The organism is Methylobacterium bullatum, assembly GCF_014845095.1.
In the GTDB taxonomy this organism is placed as follows: domain Bacteria; phylum Pseudomonadota; class Alphaproteobacteria; order Rhizobiales; family Beijerinckiaceae; genus Methylobacterium; species Methylobacterium bullatum.
The window spans coordinates 26,610-42,371 of the sequence record NZ_NKUG01000006.1 but is presented as its reverse complement, the minus strand read 5'-3'; the positions used below and the strand labels follow the sequence as shown (position 1 = coordinate 42,371).

Below are 15,762 nucleotides of genomic sequence, written 5' to 3'. Positions count from 1 at the left end.
CGAGCCGTCGCGTCAGGTTTGCGCCTCGCCGGCGCTCCGGCCATGGCGGGCCGAGCGTCGGATCGCCTTCTGAACCGCCTTCGCCCAGCGCGCCAGTCGCTCGCTCCGCTTGATCCGGCGCTTGAGGCGGGTAGCGGCCATGGCCGGAACCGCGAAGAGATGGCCGCGCAGGGTGACGGCGATGGTGACCTCGCCCAGCTGAATCGTCTCGTCGCAGATGTTGGCCTTGTAGCGGGCCTCCCCGACGCCGAGATCGAAGCTGCGGCGGCCGCGCTCGGTCTGATCGCGGATGAGGTGCTGCAGCAGGATGTCGCCGGGGCTCGACCGCCCGATGACGGGATCCTGATCGAAGGAGGTCATCATGCCGCTGTAGCGCGCATCGCTGACCGCACCGGCGAAGGTCGCGAAGACCCGCCCATCGTTGCACGCCACCAGGGCGGAGACCTCGATCGCGGCGCCCCGGACCTCGTCCGGATCGTCCTGCCGGCAGGCGCCCGTGGCGATGAAGCGGCGGATCCCCTCGTCGGCATAGGGATTGGCGATGCCCATGGCGGCGAAGCGCGAGGCCTTCTGCGTGAAGAAGGCGGCGAGGTAGGCTCTCACCTCCTCGGCATTCGCGGCCACCCGATACTCCACGGGGCCGAAGGCCTCGATCAGCTTCCTCTCCTTCGAGCGCATCTTCTTGCGCGCATCGGCACTGAAGACGCGCTTGGCGGTGGTCTCGGGGTCGGGGCCGAGGATCAGGCCGTAGGCGTCGCTCACGGCCGGCGCGGCGTGGAGGCTCAACGGATTGGCGGCGCCGTCCCAGAAGCGCGGCTGATGCCCGAGCAGATAGACGTCGATGCCGGCCTCGTGCCCGATCTGGCGCAGCAGGCCGACGAGATCCTCCGCGCGCATGGCCGCCGCCTCGCGGGAGGCGAACATCGGCATGTGGTAGTTCGCGTGCTTGCAGCCGATCACCCGCGCCACGCGGACGCCGCGCTCGCGTGCCACCTGCAGCGGCAGGATCACGCGGGGCCGTCCGCCGGGATCGCGCAGGACGATGACCCGCAGGGAGGCGTCCTGCTCCGCCGGCGTGCAGCCGAGCTTGGCCGAGACGAAGGCCGAGACCCAGTCGAAGCGCTGATAGGGGGTCGACAGTGCGGCCGGATCGCTCTCGACGCTCCGCCACAAGGCCTCGACGCTGGCCAGGTCGCGAAACACCTCCGGAACCAGTTGCCCGCGGACGCGCTCCTGAATCATGCCCGCTCCGGTGAGATCGTGAACAAGAACCGCCATCACCGCTCCCTGGCACGGCTCCGCGAGTGCGGCGCACGAGCATGCATCGTCCAGTACCTAGACCTCCGGCTCCTTAAGCGCCGGTGACGATGGAAAACGGCAAGGCATCATCTCGCGATGTGGGTAACGAAACCTTGCGGGTTGGTGGTCGAATCTCCGCCCGTTCCGCTCTTCTCCGGTGACGCCCATGCCCTCGCCCGAGTTCCGTCACCGCCTGTTCGATGCGGGCTTTCGCGCCATCGCCGCCTCGGGAGCCGACCGCTGGCTGAGGCGGGTCGCGCAGGGGCGCGGCCTGATCCTGACCTTCCACCATGTCGATCCGGCCCCCGTGAGGGCCTACGCCCCCAACGGCATTCTCTCGATCACGCCGGACTTCCTCGACGAAGTCTTGGTCACGTTGGCCGCGGAGGGGTTCGACGTGATCGGCCTCGATTCCGTGCCCGAGCGGCTCGTCCGGCCCGGCGGGGACAGGCCCTTCGCCGTCCTGACCTTCGACGATGGCTACCGGGACAACGCCCGCCACGCCGTTCCCATCCTGAGCCGGCATCGCGTTCCCTGGACGCTGTTCGTCGCGAGCGACTTCGCCGAGGGGCGGGGCCGCCTGTGGTGGATCGAACTCGAACGCGCGATCGGTCGCCTCGACCGGGTGAGGGTGGTTCGGGACGAGGCCCCGCCCCTCGATCTGCCCGCCGCCACGGCTGGGGAGAAGATGGCGGCCTTCGCCGTGATCTACCAATACCTGCGCGCCGGATCGGAGGAGCGCCTGCTCGCCACCATCTCCGACCTCTGCGGCGAGGCCGGCATCGGGATCGGGCGGGTGGCGGAGGAACTCTGCCTGTCCTGGGGGGAGTTGCGCGGCCTGGCGGCCGATCCCGCCTTGTCGATCGGAGCCCATACGATCGGCCATCCCATGCTGGCGAAACACGGGGAGGCGCGGGTCCGCCATGAGATCGGGGAGGGCAGGGCGCGGGTCGAACGGGAGATCGGCCGGGCGGTGCGGCACCTGTCCTATCCGGTCGGCGATCCGACCTCGGCCGGGGGGCGCGAATTCGACATCGCCCGCGAGGCCGGGTTCGACACGGCCGTGACGACCCGACCCGGCCATCTCTTCCCCGGTCATGCCGTCCATCTCCATGCCCTGCCGCGGGTCTCGGTGAATGGGCTGCATCAATCGAAGGCGGCGCTCTGCGCACTGCTGTCGGGGGTTCCGTTCCTCGCCTGGAATCGCGGGCGACGGCTCGATGTCGCGTGAGCCCGGTCGGGTCAGTCCCGCGCGCGGCCTGTCAATGTCGCCGGCGGCGGCGGTAGGACGAGCGGCCCTCGCTTCCACCCACGGTGAAGCTGGCGCTCTGGCGGCCGTGGCGGGTGTAGCGCCCGCGCCTGCCGCGCTGGCCCCTGCTTGCCTCCTGCGCGGGCTCGTCGGCCATGGGCAGGGATTCTGTGCTGACCGGCGGCACGGCGGCGAGCGCCGTCGCCACGGAGGAGGCCGATCCACCATCGCTGCCCCCGCCCCCGCCGCCGACATTCTTGGCGGCCGGTCCGAACATCGCGAGGCACTGGTTGTAGGCGAGGTCGTTCTTGAGACGCTCGCATTCCGCCATCGAGCGGGGCGCATTCTGCGCCGAGGCTGGCGTGCCGAGAGCCGGAAGAGCGGCGCAGCCGAAGCCTGCGAGCAGGAAGGACGCGAGGAATCGGTTCATGAGGATCGGATCATGGAGCGGCGGATCTCGGCCTGGGTCTGAGGGAACATCAAAGCGTGCCCAAGCCTGTGACGGCCGAGTGCGGCGAAATCCCGGCGTCGGGGGAAACCCCGGTTCTCAGCTGCCGCCGTCGACGTCCTTTCGCTCCATCCAGCGGATCAGCGGCATCAACGGGAAGATCCAGGCGATGCCGAGGAAGGCGTAGAGGATCGCCTGCACGGCCGGGGGCGTCTGGGAGATGCGGCTGTCGGCCAAGGCCATGGCGAGGGGCGCGTAGAGCGCCACGAAGGCGAGCATGCCGATCGTGCCGAGCAGCGTGCGGGTGCGGCGGCGCATGGGCGCTCTCCTGTATAGGGGCCTTTGGCGAGGGGCCTTCTCCCCAGCGTCAGGTCCGCCGGGGTTAGGCCGACCGCCCCGGCAAGGCAATTGCCGCTCGCGCCGCATCCAAACCCTCTGCGGCCCTGGGCGACGTTGCCCCGGTGGCCCCGCATGCGTAACGCAGGGCGCAAGGCACGGGAAACCCGCGCCGATCCCGACACCACGCGAGCTCCCCACCGCGATGCCTTCACGCGAAACCACCCCGACTGCGCCGGTCCGTTCCACGAACCCGGTGCGCATCTGGCTCTACACGCTGGCGATCCTCGTCGTGGCCATGGTCGCCGTCGGCGGTGCCACCCGCCTGACGGGATCGGGATTGTCGATCACCGAATGGCGGCCGGTGACGGGCGTGGTCCCCCCGGTCTCCGAACAGGCCTGGGCCGCCGAGTTCGACAAGTACAAGGACACGCCGCAATACCGCATCCTCAACCAGGGCATGGGGTTGTCGGACTTCAAGGTCATCTACGCCTGGGAATGGGGCCACCGCCTGCTCGGGCGCATCCTCGGGCTCGCTTTCTTCGTGCCGCTCCTGGTGTTCTGGTGGCGCGGTCTCGTCGACCGGCGCCTGGGATACGGGCTCCTCGCCCTGGGCGTCCTCGGCGGTCTTCAGGGCACCATCGGCTGGATCATGGTCGCTTCCGGCCTCCAGCCGGGGATGACGGCGGTGGCGCCCCTCAAGCTCGCCCTCCACCTGACCACGGCGAGCCTGATCCTGGCCGGCCTCGTCTGGCTGGCGGCTGGGTTGAGGTCCGGCCCATCCGAGCCGGCACCCGGTCGCCTGCGGATCATGGCGGCCCTGCTGCCGGTCCTCGTCCTGCTCCAGATCGGTCTCGGCGGCCTCGTCGCCGGATCGAAGGCCGGGCTCGTGCACAATACCTGGCCAGACATGGACGGCGTCCTCGTGCCGGGGGCGTCGGACCTGTTCGCGGTCAGCCCGTGGATCGAGAACTTCGTCGACAACGTCACCCTGGTGCAGTTCAACCACCGCCTCATGGCCTATCTCCTTCTGGCCGTGGCGCTGTTCCACGCCGTCGACGCGCGCAGGCGGCTTCCCGCCAGCGGCACGGCCCGTCGCGCAATGGGCATCGCCGGCCTGACCCTGGCGCAGGCGGGGTTGGGCATCGTGACCCTTCTGCTGGCGGTACCCCTCTGGGCGGGCCTCGCCCATCAGGTCTTCGCCATGGCGGTCCTGATGATGGCGACGGTGCATGCCCGGCTCAGCCGGGGAGCGACCCCACGGACCCTGCCGTCTCCCGTCGCTAGTTCCGCCGCCTTCGGTTTCGAGGGCATGACGGGCCGAGGCGCTTAGCCCCTCTCCGGGGACACATCGTAGCGGAGGCCGAGGGGGGCTCGGGGAGACGGCCTCTTGCCCGGACGCGAGGGGGTCTGTCCCGGCCCGCTTTCCGGATCTCGTCGGCGCGCCGGCTGCTGCATCGCACAGACCGCAACACCGCTATGCCGGATGGTAGGTCCGGATTGGCCGGATGCTTGCACCGTGTCGGTCCACTTCGGCGAGCGTCACCCCAGCCATATTTTGTTGCATCGCAGCGAAACCAAGCTTGGGTTTGTACCGTTAGCCGATGTGTCGATGGCGCCGCGAAAGCGGCGTCCGGCAGTGTCACGCCACAACCGAAAGGCCGTCCAGCATGCACGACCAACGCCTCGTGTCGGAAGAGCAGGTACTCGTTGAGCGCGACCAGACGGCACGCGAAGGCGCCGACACGGACGGGACGCGCCATGCGCGGACCCGGAAGGTCGTCGTCGGTCTCACGGGACTTCTCGGCGCCGCCTGGGCCGTCGTCCTCGCAAGCCGCTTCACGACCTTCTCCTTCTAGGAATCTTCTCACCGGGACAATATGCGGCGATCAGGTAGGCGGCGGTTCACGATGCTCGCCGCCTACGCAGTTCGATCAGGGAACGAGTCCGGGCCTTCGGCGCTTAAGCTTGGGTTAGGAAAGTTCGGAGTCAGCGATGTTCCTGGCTGAGGACGGTAGACCCATCGGACTGACCTGGAACTATACCCGCCGGGAGCTGATGGCGGATGCCGCCGTGCATATCGCCGGCATCGCGTTCGGTGTGGCGGGCTCCATCGCCATCGTCATCCTGGCGGCGATGGCCCCGCTGGATTGGACCGAGCGGGCGGCCGTCGCGGTCTATGCCGCCGCCCTGGTGTCGATGCTCGGTGTCTCGGCCACCTACAACATGTGGCCCGTGGGGCGCCGCAAGTGGATCCTGCGCCGGGCCGACCACGCCCTAATCTACCTCATGATCGCCGGCACCTACACGCCTCTGGTCGCCCTGGTCGGGCGCGGCTCGACGGCCTGGATGCTTCTGGCCTTCATCTGGGTGCTGGCGGCGATCGGCATCGCCCTGAAGCTGCTCCTGCCCGGCCGTTTCGACCGGGCCGCCATCGGGCTCTACCTGCTCCTAGGATGGAGCGGCGTCGCCACCTACGAATCGGTGATCGGCGCACTGAACCCCGAGGCCCTCTGGCTTCTGGCGATCGGCGGCGTGCTCTACTCGGCCGGGGTCATCTTCCACGTCTGGCGCAGCCTGCCGTACCAGAACGCGATCTGGCACGCCTTCGTCCTCGCCGCCACGGCCTGCCATTACGGCACCGTCCTCACCAGTGTGATGAGCGCCGCTCCCTAGAGCGCTCTCCGCCGAAGTGGATGCCGGTTCGGCGAAAAAGAGCGCGGCACAACAAAGGCCTAGAGATGTGCCCCGACCCAACGTGGTCGGGCGCAGCTCTAGCGGCGCTCGGTGACACGTCCCCCGACGTTTCGGTTCTTCCCCTACTTCCCGCTGCAGAGCCCCTGTCCGGCGAGTCGGCTATGGTCGCGGGGGTCGCAATCCGTCGACAGGAACGAGGCCCATTCCGCGGTGGAGCCGTAGAACGCGTTGCGGTCGACGTCGCCGCGCACGCCCGGAACCCGGCCCGTGGAGGTGAACTGCCACAGCATCCACTTGCGCTTGGCGTAGCGCTGCTCGGGCTCGGCCGCCGTGGAGCGGACCCAGTGCGGGTAGTCGGGCAGCTCGTCCTCGAGCACGTCCTTATGGAAGGTGATGTCGGTATAGATGATCGGACGCTTGCCGGTGTAGCGCTCCATCTCGTCGAGCATGTAGCGCATCATCGCCAGCGCCTGGGCTTTCGGCAGCTTCTTGGGGCAGAGCTGCGAATGGCCGTTCCACTCCACGTCGAGGACGGGGGGCAGGGCGGTCGGATCGTTGGGGACGTTCTTCTTGAACCACTCCATCTGGTCCTGGGCCGAGCGGCACCAGAACACGAAATGGTAGGCCCCACGGGGCACGCCCGCCTTGGCGGCGCCGTCCCAATTGGCGCGGAACCGCTCGTCCACGTGGTCGCCGCCCTCCGTCGCCTTGATGAAGGCGAACTGCGTGCCGGCACCGCGCACCGAGGCCCAATCGATCGGCCCCTGCCATTTCGAGATGTCGATGCCCTGGATCGGGTGCTGCTTGGCGCGCGCCACCCCCGGATGGGGCTTCACGTCGCCCTTGGTGGGGTAGAAGTCGCTGTGGTTTCCGGCGCAGGCCGCGAGAGTCGCGAGCAGGGCGGCGGTCAGAGAGCGTTTGGCCCAGCGCATGGCGACGCCGCGTGGCATCCCGGCCATGATTGTCGGGGCGATCCCGTTCTTAAGCGACATCGATGCCCGGCCCACCGTTCTCACGCGCTACACTCATCGCTAAGGGATGGCCCCTGCGCGGTTAACAGAGCTTTGACGGCAATGCGGCGGAATTCCGGAAGTCGTTGCCTGCGAGCCACATAGGGCGCATTCCGGCGCTTAGGCCGCAGGCCGGCGCCCGAGGCTAAGTCACGAGCCGGTCTGGTGTTTCGAGGGGAGGGGAGACTGCAGAAGGTTTTGTTCACCATCGGCTACGAAGGGCTCGATTCCGAGCGTTTCGTGGCGACCCTGAAGGATGCCGGCGTCGCGACCCTGGCCGACGTTCGCGCGGTGGCGAATTCGCGCAAGCGAGGTTTTTCGAAGAACGCCCTGAAGACGAGCCTGGAGGAGGCGGGTCTCGCCTACGCGCATGCGCGCGAACTCGGCACGCCCAAGGCCGGGCGGGAAGCCGCCCGGGCTCATGACGCGGCGCTGATGCGCCGGATCTACTGCGAGGAGGTCCTCGATACCGCCGATGGCGGCCTCGCCCTCGATGCCCTGTGCGAGCTCGCCGCACGGGCGCCCACCTGTCTCCTCTGTTTCGAGCGCGATCCGGAACGGTGCCATCGCCGCGTCCTGGCCGAGCGACTGGAGGCGGCCGGTTTCAGGACCGTCGACCTGTTCGGCTGATGCTCCCTCGGACACTCGTTTGTGCAAAATCGATCCTACCCGAGGGAAGGCGTTGACAATCTAGAGTTAGCGCGCTCACATGCCCTTCGATCATGTAAACGTGATCGGACTCGCCTGGCAGTACGCGTGTGACGCGCAAATCCCTCGATCAGACCCTCGGCTTCCTCCGCTCCCTCGATCGTACCGCGAGCGGCGAGGACGTCGCCCGGCTTCTGATGGCGGAACTGGCGGATCTCGGCGTCGCCCACATCATGGCGGCCACCGTGCCGGCCCGTGGCGCGCCCGTCCGACAGCAGCGCGGCCACGTCCTTCTCAACACTTTCCCGATGGAATGGGGCCGGCGCTACCTGACGCGCGGCTATGCCTTCCACGACCCCACGGTTCAGCGCCTCGGCCACTCCACCGCGCCCTTCGCCTGGAGCGACGCCACCGATGAGCATGCCGACGATCCCCTGGCGCGCAGGGTGATGGACGAGGCGAGGGATTTCGGCCTGCGCGACGGCCTGACCATTCCGTTGATGACCCTCGACGGCGAGACCGCCGGATTCAGTGTTTCGGGCGAGCGTCTCGCCATCGATCCGGCGGATCGCGGCATGCTCCAGCTCGCCGCCACCTACGCGTTCGGCCACCTGCTGCTGTTGAACGGCCAGAACCCGGCGGCCTCCGCGCGCCTCGCCCCGCGCGAGCGCGAGGCCCTGCAATGGGCGGCCGAAGGCAAGACCGACTGGGAGATCGGCGAGGTCATGGGGATCTCCGCCCATGGCGTCGATTTCCATCTGCGCTCCGCCCGCGCCAAGCTCGGCACCGCCAACCGGACCCAGGCCGTCGCCATCGCCCTGCGGCGGGGGCTCATCATCTGATGGGCTCGAGGCCGGACATTCGATAGTCTCGCGCGAGCTCAACCTCGCAAGAGGAGTCGACGATGCCCAAGGTCAGCACCTGCCTGTGGTTCGGTAAGGACATCGAGGCGGCGGTCGGCCTCTACGTCTCCCTCGTCCCCGATTCGCGGATCGACCATGTCCAGCGCTCGCCCGGACCCTGGCTGGGCGGGGAGGCGGGCGATGCGCTGCTGGTGACCTTCACCCTCGGCGGACACAGCTTTCAGGCCCTGAACGGAGGCACCACGGCCGATTACGGCACGGCGGCTTCGATCTCCGTGGCCTGCGCCGACCAGGACGAGGTCGACCGGTTATGGACGGCGCTCACGGCGGATGGCGGGGCCGAGATCATGTGCGGCTGGCTTCGGGACAGGTGGGGTGTGCCCTGGCAGATCGTGCCGACGATCCTCCCCCGGCTGCTGGCCGATCCCGATCCGGCCGTGGCGCGCCGCGTCTTCTCCGCCATGCAGGGCATGATCAAGTTCGACATCGCCGCGCTCGAGCGCGCGGCCGCCGGCTGAACCGGACGTCTCGCCTCGCTCGCCGCCTCACTTGCCGCCCGGGCGTTCGCGGCGTCCGAAGCGCTCGGCGATGACGATGCCGCCGAGCACGAGGGCCAAGGCCGCGGCTTGGTACCATTGGAAGGGCTCGCCGACGACGAGGATGGCGAGGCCCGAGCCGAAGATCGGCACGAGGTTCACGAACACTCCCGCCCGGTTCGGGCCGATCAGTTCGACGCCCCGCATGAACGAGAGCTGGGCGATGAGGGACGGGCCGAGGGCCACAAAGGCGACGATGGCCCACCCCTTCGGTGTCGGCCAGATCAGGGTTCCGGCGGCCTGTTCGAGGACGAGGGCGGGCAGGGAGGTCACGAGAGCGGCCAGCGCCATCGCCGAGAAGAAGGTCAGGCCGGACATCTTGGGCCGGTCGGCGAGGGCGACGGTGTAGCCGGCATAGAGCAGGCAGGCGCCGAGCATCAGCATGTCGCCGATGTTGAAGGACAGCGTCGACAGGATGTGCCAGTCGCCGTGGGTCGCCGCCACGCCCGCGCCGCCGAGGGTGATGACAACGCCGAGGATCTGCGCCCCGGTGACGGCGACGCGATGCACGACGTAGTTCAGCAGGATGACGAGGACCGGGATCGCCCCCTGGAACAGGGCGACGTTCACGCCGGTGGTGTAGATGCCGGCGGCGTAGAACAGGCTCGCATAGGCGGTGTAGCCGCAGGCCCCCATCAGCAGGACGTAGCGCCAGTGGCGCGCGATCAGGTGGCGCTCGGACACGATCCCGCGCCAGGCCGGCCAGGCCAGCGCGAGGCAGGCGAAGGCCCAGCGCAGGCAGGTGAGCACCTGGGGCGAGACCTCGCCCACGGCCCATTTGCCCGCGACCACGTTGCCGCCCCACAGCAGGGTCGTGAACAGGAGGAGCGGGTAGGCGGCGACCGCGCGGGTCTCGACGGCCGGGCCGGGGGAGGCGGACGGAGAGGTCATGATCCCTTCGGCGGCTTTGCTCGGAGATGGTTCTTCGCTGGCGGTACCGCCGCCCCCTTCTGTCCCGCCCATGACGGGCTGAGCAAGCCCGCCGGAAGCAGGGCTGACATCGCGGATCCTACCCTGAGACGGGCCGGGGAGGGCGGCGCTTGGCGGCGGGTTTGGGGACCGGCAGGGCGGCGGCGATCCGCGCGGCGTCGCTCGTCCAGAGATGCACGGCGGCATAGGCCCGCCAGGGCCGCCAGGCTTCGGCCCGGGCGAGCAATTGCGCCGGTGTCGGACGCCCCGCCCCGGTATCGAGGGACCGGAGCAGGGCGAGGTCGCTCGCCGGCAGCGCATCCGGTTCGCGCAACGCCCTGAGGGCAATGTACTGCGCCGTCCATTCGCCGATCCCGCTCATCGCCCTCAGGGCGGCCACCGCAGGGTCGAGCCCGCGTCCCCGTGCGAACAGGTCGGGCTTCGCATGGGCCTCCGCCGCGAGGGCGCCGATCGCCCTGCCGCGTGCGCCGGGCATGCCCAGCGTCGCGGCCACGTCCGCATCGAGCAGGCGATCCGGCGTCGGGAACAGGTGGGTCAGCCCCGTTCCGGCGTCGTCCGGCGCCATCGCTTCACCGAAGGCGGAAACCAGACGGCCGGCGAGACGGGTCGCCGCATTGACCGAGACCTGCTGTCCGAGAATGGCGCGTACCGCGATCTCGAACCCGTCCCAGGCGCCCGGAACCCGCAGGCCCGGCCGTTCGGCCACGAGGGGTGCGAGGTCGGGGTGGCGCGAGAGCGCCGCCGCGATGAGGGCCGGGTCGGCATCGCAATCGAACATCGGCCTCAGCCGCGCCAGGACGTCCGGCAGAGTCGCCGGATCGGGATGATCCACCGTCGCGACGAGGGCATCGTCCCCGCCCCGCATGACGGAGATCGTGCCGGGGCGACCGCCGAGGTAGACGGTCCGGGCATAGGCATCCGCCGTCACCACCTCGACACCCGGAATGGCCCGGCCGCCGAGATAGGCCAGGATCGCGGGCCAGTCGTAGGGCGGCCTGTAGGGCAGCGGGATGATGTGGGTCACGACGCTCTCCGGCCGCCTCCACCATCTCACGACCGCGGGAATCGCGAAACCGCGCGCAGGCCGGCGCAACGGTGCGGGGCAGGGCGAGAGGCAAGGCGGGAGGCGAGACGGGAGGCAAGGCGGGAAAATCCGGCATCGCCCGTATCGGGTTGCGGGGCGACGCTGTATCCGTTCACGAGGAACGACGCGGCGTATCGATCGCGAGGCCGGGGAGGGCGGTTCTGGTGTCGTGGCTGCGTGGTCTCCTCTTCGCGGGAATCGTGGGTGGAATCGCCGCCTTCGCGGTGAGCGAAGCCGGCACGGCCCTCATCGCCGAACTGCGCGAGCGGGTCGCCCCCGGTCCCCCTGCCCCGCGCCATCTTCCGGCCCAGCGCACCGCCATCGAGGACGGGCGCACCGTGGTGCGGCTCAAGCCGGCGGAGCGCGAGCGCCTCGGCATCGCCACGCAGGTGCGGCCCTCCGCCCCCCACCGCGAGGAACTCCAGGCCTATGGCAGCGTCCTCGACGTCGCCAGGGTCACCGACCTGACCAATTCCTACGCCAGCGCCAGGGCGCAGCTCCAGACCGCCCAGGCCCGGGTCGAGGTCTCGCGCAACGCCTTCCAGCGCGCCAAGAATCTCGGCCCCTACGCCACCACCGTTCAGGTCGAGACCACCGAGGGCACGTTCCAGACCGATCAGGCCGCTCTGGCGGCGGCGGAATCGCAGGTCCGCACCCTCGCCGCCACGGCGCAGCAGGAATGGGGGCCGGTGATCGGACGGGCCATCGTCGAGCGCTCGCCGGCCATCACCCGTCTGATCGAGCGCGTCGACTTCCTGGTCCAGGTGACCCTGCCGCCGGGCGAGAGCATCAAGGGCCAACCCGCCGCCGCCTTCGCCGAGGTGCCGCCGCAGAGCGCGCGGATCGCGCTGCGCTACGTCTCGCCGGCCACCCGGACCGACCAGCGCATCCAGGGCCTCAGCTACTTCTACACCGTGCCCGGTGACAGCGGCTTCCTGCCCGGCATGAGCATGCTCGCCTTCCTCGCCTCGGACCGGACCGTCACCGGCCTCAGCGTGCCCGAGGACGCGGTGGTGCATTGGCAAGGCGGAACCTGGATCTATCGCGCGGTGGCGCCCGACGCCTTCGCGCGCCACGCCCTCAAGGCCGACCCGCCCATGTCGGCCGATGCCTATGTGGTGGAGGACCTGCCCGGTGACACCGAGATCGTGCTCACGGGCGCGCAGGCGCTTCTGTCCGAGGAGATGAAGAGCCTGCTCTCCGTCTCCGGCGGCGTGGACGACGATTGACGTGAGCGACGTTCCGAACGCTTCCCCGAGCGGCCCCCAGGCGGCGCTCGTCGCCTTCGCGGTGCGATTTCGCGGCATCGTCCTGGCGCTCAGCCTCGCGCTCGCCGGCTACGGCGTCTACGTGCTCGGGGACGCGAAATACGACGTGTTCCCCGAATTCGCGCCGCCTTCCGTGGTGGTCCAGACCGAAGCGCCGGGCCTCAACCCCGAACAGGTGGAGGTGCTGGTCACCCAGCCGATCGAGGTGGCGGTGAACGGCTTGCCGGGGATCGAATCCCTGCGCTCGAGCTCGATCCAGGGCCTGTCGGTCATCACCGTCACCTTCGGCACCGGCAGCGACGTCTACCGCGTCCGCCAGCTCGTCACCGAGCGCCTGACGGCGCTCGCCGGCCGCCTGCCCCAGGGCGTGCTGCCGCCGGCGATGACGGCGCTGACCTCGGCCACCAGTACCGTGCTCCTCGTCGGCCTGATCTCGGATCGGCGCTCCGACCTCGACCTGCGCACCGTCGCCGACTGGACCGTGCGCCTCCGGCTCCTGGCGGTGCCGGGCGTCGCCCAGGTCTCGGTCTATGGCGGCGCCGTGCGCTCGCTCCAGGTCCAGATCCGCCCGGCCGACCTCATCCGCTACAATATCGGCATGAACGACGTGCTCGCCGCCGCCCGCAAGGCCACCGGCGTGCGCGGGGCGGGCTTCGTCGACACGATCAACCAGCGCGTCACCCTCCAGACCGAGGGGCAGTCGCTCACCCCGGAGGAACTGGCCCGCACGGTCCTCATCAACGAGGGCGGGGCGAGCGTGACCCTCGGCGACGTCGCCACCGTGGTCGCCGCCGGCGAGCCGCCGATCAGCGCCGCCCTGGTGGACGGCAAGCGCGGCGTGCTCCTCATGGTCGGCGCGCAATACGGCGCCAATACCCGCGAGGTCACCGCCCGCGTGGAGGCGGCTCTCGAAGACCTGCGCCCGGCCCTCGACCGGGAAGGCGTGGCTTTGCGGCCGGATCTGTTCCGGCCGGCGAACTTCATCACCATCGCCAATGCCAACGTGCTCCAGGCGCTCGGGCTCGGCGGCATCCTCGTCGTCGTCGTGCTGTTCGCCTTCCTGTACGATTGGCGCACCTGCGTGATCTCGTCGGTAGCGATCCCGCTCTCGCTCATCGCCGCCGTGGTGGCGCTCCAGGCCATGGGCGAGAGCCTCAACACCATGACGCTGGGCGGCCTCGCCATCGCCATCGGCGAGGTGGTGGACGATGCGGTGATCGGCGTCGAGAACGTGGTGCGCCGCCTGCGCGAGAACCGGCGCCTCGCTTCGCCCGTCCCGGAGGGGAGGGTGGTCATCGACGCCATTCTCGAAGTCCGCACCGCGGTCGCCTACGCCACCTTCGCCGTGCTGCTGGTGTTCCTGCCGGTGCTGGTCCTGTCCGGCATCGCCGGCAAGCTGTTCGCCCCCCTCGCCCTCGCCTACATCCTCGCCGTGGTGGCCTCGCTCGCCGTGGCGCTCACCGTCACCCCCGCCCTGTCGATGATGCTCCTCACCGGGCGACGCGAGACGGACATGCGCGACCCGCCGGTGATGCGCTGGTCGCGCGGCGGCTACACCCGCCTCCTCCAGCGGATCAACCGCGCCCCGCGCATCGTCATCGCCTCCGGCATCCTCGTGACCCTGGCGGGCGCCGCCGCGACGCCGTTCTTCGGCAGCACCTTCCTGCCCGACCTGAAGGAGGGCCACCTGATCCTGCACATGGCGGCGGCGCCCGGCACGTCGCTCGGGGAATCCATGCGCCTCGGCGGCCGCATCACCACCGAACTGCGCAAGATCCCCGGCATCCGCGCCGTGGCCTCGCAGATCGGCCGCGCCGAAGCCGGGCAGGACACCGCCGGCACCCATTACAGCGAGATCCATATCGACCTCGACCAGGGGCTGGACGGCGCGGGGCAGGGCAGGGCCGAGGCCGATATCCGCACCCTGATGGCGGGGTTTCCCGGTGCCGCCTTCTCGCTCAAGACCTTCCTCACCGAGCGCATCGAGGAGACGGTCTCAGGCTACACCGCGCCGGTCGTCATCAACGTCTTCGGCAACGACCTCGCCCGGATCGAGGCCGCCGCCCGCGACATCGCCCGTGAACTCGCCGAGGTGCGCGGCGCCACGGACATCCAGCAGGCCTCCCCGGCGGGGCTGCCGCAGATCAACGTCGGGCTCCGGCCCAACGACCTGCGCCATTGGGGGCTCTCGGCGGTCGAGGTGATGGAGGTGGTGCGCACCGCCTATCAGGGCGACGTGGTCGGCCAGACCTACGAGGGCAACGCGGTCTTCAACGTCCTCGTCATCCTCGATTCCGGGGCGAGGGGGCGCCTCACGGCTGTAGGCGACCTCCCCTTGCGCTCCTCGAACGGCCGCTTCATCCGCCTCGCCCAGGTGGCGGACATCTACGAGACCTCGGGGCGCTACCAGGTCCAGCACCAGGGCGCCCAGCGCGTCCAGGCCATCACCGCCAACGTCACGGGGCGCGACGTCGCCTCCTTCGTCGAAGCCGCCCGGCGCAAGATCGCCAAGGAGGTGGCGTTGCCGACGGGCGTCTATGTGAGCTTTGCCGGATCGGCCGAGGCCCAGGCACGGGCCAAGCGCGACCTGCTGCTGTTCTCCGGGCTCGCGGGCCTCGGCATCGTGCTGCTGCTGGCCATGGTCACCGGCAGCGCACGCAACCTCATGCTGGTCCTGGTCAACCTGCCCTTCGCCTTCGTCGGCGGGGTACTGGCGGTCTTCGCCACCGGGGCCGTGCTGTCGCTCGGCTCCATCGTCGGCTTCGTGACGCTGTTCGGCATCTCGCTGCGCAACACCATCATGATGATCTCGCATTACGAGCATCTCGTCGCCATCGACGGCCGGCCGTGGGACCGCGACACGGCGGTGGAAGGGGCCGCCGACCGCCTCGTGCCGATCCTGATGACCTCCCTCGTCACCGGCCTCGGCCTGCTGCCCCTGGCGCTGGGCGCCGGCGAGCCCGGCCGCGAGATCGAGGGGCCGATGGCCATCGTCATCCTCGGCGGCCTCGTGACCTCGACGGTCCTGAACCTCCTGATCCTGCCGACCCTGGCCCTGCGCTACGGCCGTTTCACCACCGGCGAGGGCAGGGCGCCGGATACGGCGCGGGCATCCTAGGAAGGCCCAGAGCCGGTCGTCGAAGGGGGCCGCCCAGGATGGCGATCCTGTCGCGCCGAGGCTTATTCGGCCCTGCACTGACTGCCTTCACAACGGTTCTGAAAAGCCTGGCCCCCCGAATTCTGACACTGTCATGGGCAAGATTGGCCCGGAAGCGACCGGGCCGACCCGTAGTCATGCCGATTCCAGGGCCAGAGCATTGGCGCGGCGGAGGAC

At 69.8% G+C, this 15,762-nt stretch carries 15 protein-coding genes; 9 read left to right on the top strand and 6 right to left on the bottom strand.

From position 1 onward, the window contains the following. Positions 1-12 precede the first annotated feature (12 nt). The gene (locus MBTS_RS00610; RefSeq protein WP_056149499.1) at positions 13-1,278 is read right to left on the bottom strand and encodes a GNAT family N-acetyltransferase; all 1,266 of its coding nucleotides are present in this window, start codon (positions 1,276-1,278) and stop codon (positions 13-15) included. Positions 1,279-1,465: 187 nt separating this feature from the next. Here MBTS_RS00610 and MBTS_RS00605 point away from each other — a divergent pair, with 187 nt between their 5' ends. After that, complete coding sequence (locus tag MBTS_RS00605) at positions 1,466-2,530, top strand: polysaccharide deacetylase family protein (RefSeq protein WP_147830093.1); 1,065 nt, start codon at positions 1,466-1,468, stop codon at positions 2,528-2,530. Between the two features lie 31 nt (positions 2,531-2,561). On the opposite strand, the gene MBTS_RS00600 is transcribed toward MBTS_RS00605, so the two are convergent. Both MBTS_RS00600 and MBTS_RS00595 read right to left on the bottom strand, forming a co-directional pair. Further along, positions 2,562-2,978, bottom strand: a complete 417-nt coding sequence (locus tag MBTS_RS00600; RefSeq protein ID WP_018043572.1) for a hypothetical protein — start codon at positions 2,976-2,978, stop codon at positions 2,562-2,564. 117 nt (positions 2,979-3,095) lie between these two features. Continuing rightward, positions 3,096-3,314, bottom strand: a complete 219-nt coding sequence (locus MBTS_RS00595) for a DUF2842 domain-containing protein (RefSeq protein ID WP_018043571.1) — start codon at positions 3,312-3,314, stop codon at positions 3,096-3,098. Positions 3,315-3,537: 223 nt separating this feature from the next. On the opposite strand from MBTS_RS00595, the gene MBTS_RS00590 reads away from it, so the two are divergent. The 3 genes from MBTS_RS00590 (at position 3,538) to trhA (ending at position 6,008) form a co-directional block, all read left to right on the top strand. After that, positions 3,538-4,665 (top strand): COX15/CtaA family protein, encoded by a 1,128-nt coding sequence (locus MBTS_RS00590; RefSeq protein ID WP_147830091.1) that lies wholly within the window; start codon positions 3,538-3,540, stop codon positions 4,663-4,665. Positions 4,666-5,002: 337 nt separating this feature from the next. After that, positions 5,003-5,191, top strand: coding sequence for a hypothetical protein (locus MBTS_RS00585; RefSeq protein WP_018043569.1), 189 nt, complete (start codon positions 5,003-5,005; stop codon positions 5,189-5,191). A 136-nt stretch (positions 5,192-5,327) separates the two neighbouring features. Beyond that, positions 5,328-6,008 carry a PAQR family membrane homeostasis protein TrhA gene (gene trhA / locus MBTS_RS00580; protein ID WP_018043568.1) on the top strand — a complete coding sequence of 227 codons (681 nt, stop codon included), beginning with the start codon at positions 5,328-5,330 and terminating at the stop codon, positions 6,006-6,008. Between the two features lie 143 nt (positions 6,009-6,151). On the opposite strand, the gene MBTS_RS00575 is transcribed toward trhA, so the two are convergent. Further along, the gene (locus tag MBTS_RS00575) at positions 6,152-6,979 is read right to left on the bottom strand and encodes a glycoside hydrolase family 25 protein (RefSeq protein ID WP_373321282.1); all 828 of its coding nucleotides are present in this window, start codon (positions 6,977-6,979) and stop codon (positions 6,152-6,154) included. A 246-nt stretch (positions 6,980-7,225) separates the two neighbouring features. On the opposite strand from MBTS_RS00575, the gene MBTS_RS00570 reads away from it, so the two are divergent. From MBTS_RS00570 to MBTS_RS00560, 3 genes are all read left to right on the top strand, one after another. Further along, positions 7,226-7,669, top strand: a complete 444-nt coding sequence (locus MBTS_RS00570; RefSeq protein WP_187273335.1) for a DUF488 domain-containing protein — start codon at positions 7,226-7,228, stop codon at positions 7,667-7,669. A 128-nt stretch (positions 7,670-7,797) separates the two neighbouring features. Next, positions 7,798-8,529: a LuxR family transcriptional regulator gene (locus MBTS_RS00565; protein WP_056149487.1), complete on the top strand. Its 732-nt coding sequence runs from the start codon at positions 7,798-7,800 to the stop codon at positions 8,527-8,529. A gap of 62 nt (positions 8,530-8,591) precedes the next feature. After that, the gene (locus MBTS_RS00560) at positions 8,592-9,068 is read left to right on the top strand and encodes a VOC family protein (RefSeq protein ID WP_192214882.1); all 477 of its coding nucleotides are present in this window, start codon (positions 8,592-8,594) and stop codon (positions 9,066-9,068) included. 27 nt (positions 9,069-9,095) lie between these two features. On the opposite strand, the gene MBTS_RS00555 is transcribed toward MBTS_RS00560, so the two are convergent. Beyond that, a complete protein-coding gene (locus tag MBTS_RS00555) occupies positions 9,096-10,037 on the bottom strand; it encodes a DMT family transporter (RefSeq protein WP_192214881.1) in 942 nt (313 codons plus the stop codon). A 118-nt stretch (positions 10,038-10,155) separates the two neighbouring features. Beyond that, a complete protein-coding gene (locus MBTS_RS00550) occupies positions 10,156-11,100 on the bottom strand; it encodes a DNA-3-methyladenine glycosylase family protein (RefSeq protein ID WP_192214880.1) in 945 nt (314 codons plus the stop codon). Positions 11,101-11,324: 224 nt separating this feature from the next. Between MBTS_RS00550 and MBTS_RS00545 the strand changes: the two genes are divergently transcribed. Both MBTS_RS00545 and MBTS_RS00540 read left to right on the top strand, forming a co-directional pair. Further along, on the top strand, positions 11,325-12,389 hold the full coding sequence (locus MBTS_RS00545) for an efflux RND transporter periplasmic adaptor subunit (RefSeq protein ID WP_147830087.1): 1,065 nt from the start codon (positions 11,325-11,327) through the stop codon (positions 12,387-12,389). A 1-nt stretch (position 12,390) separates the two neighbouring features. Beyond that, positions 12,391-15,546, top strand: coding sequence for an efflux RND transporter permease subunit (locus MBTS_RS00540; protein ID WP_192214879.1), 3,156 nt, complete (start codon positions 12,391-12,393; stop codon positions 15,544-15,546). Positions 15,547-15,762: the final 216 nt, after the last annotated feature.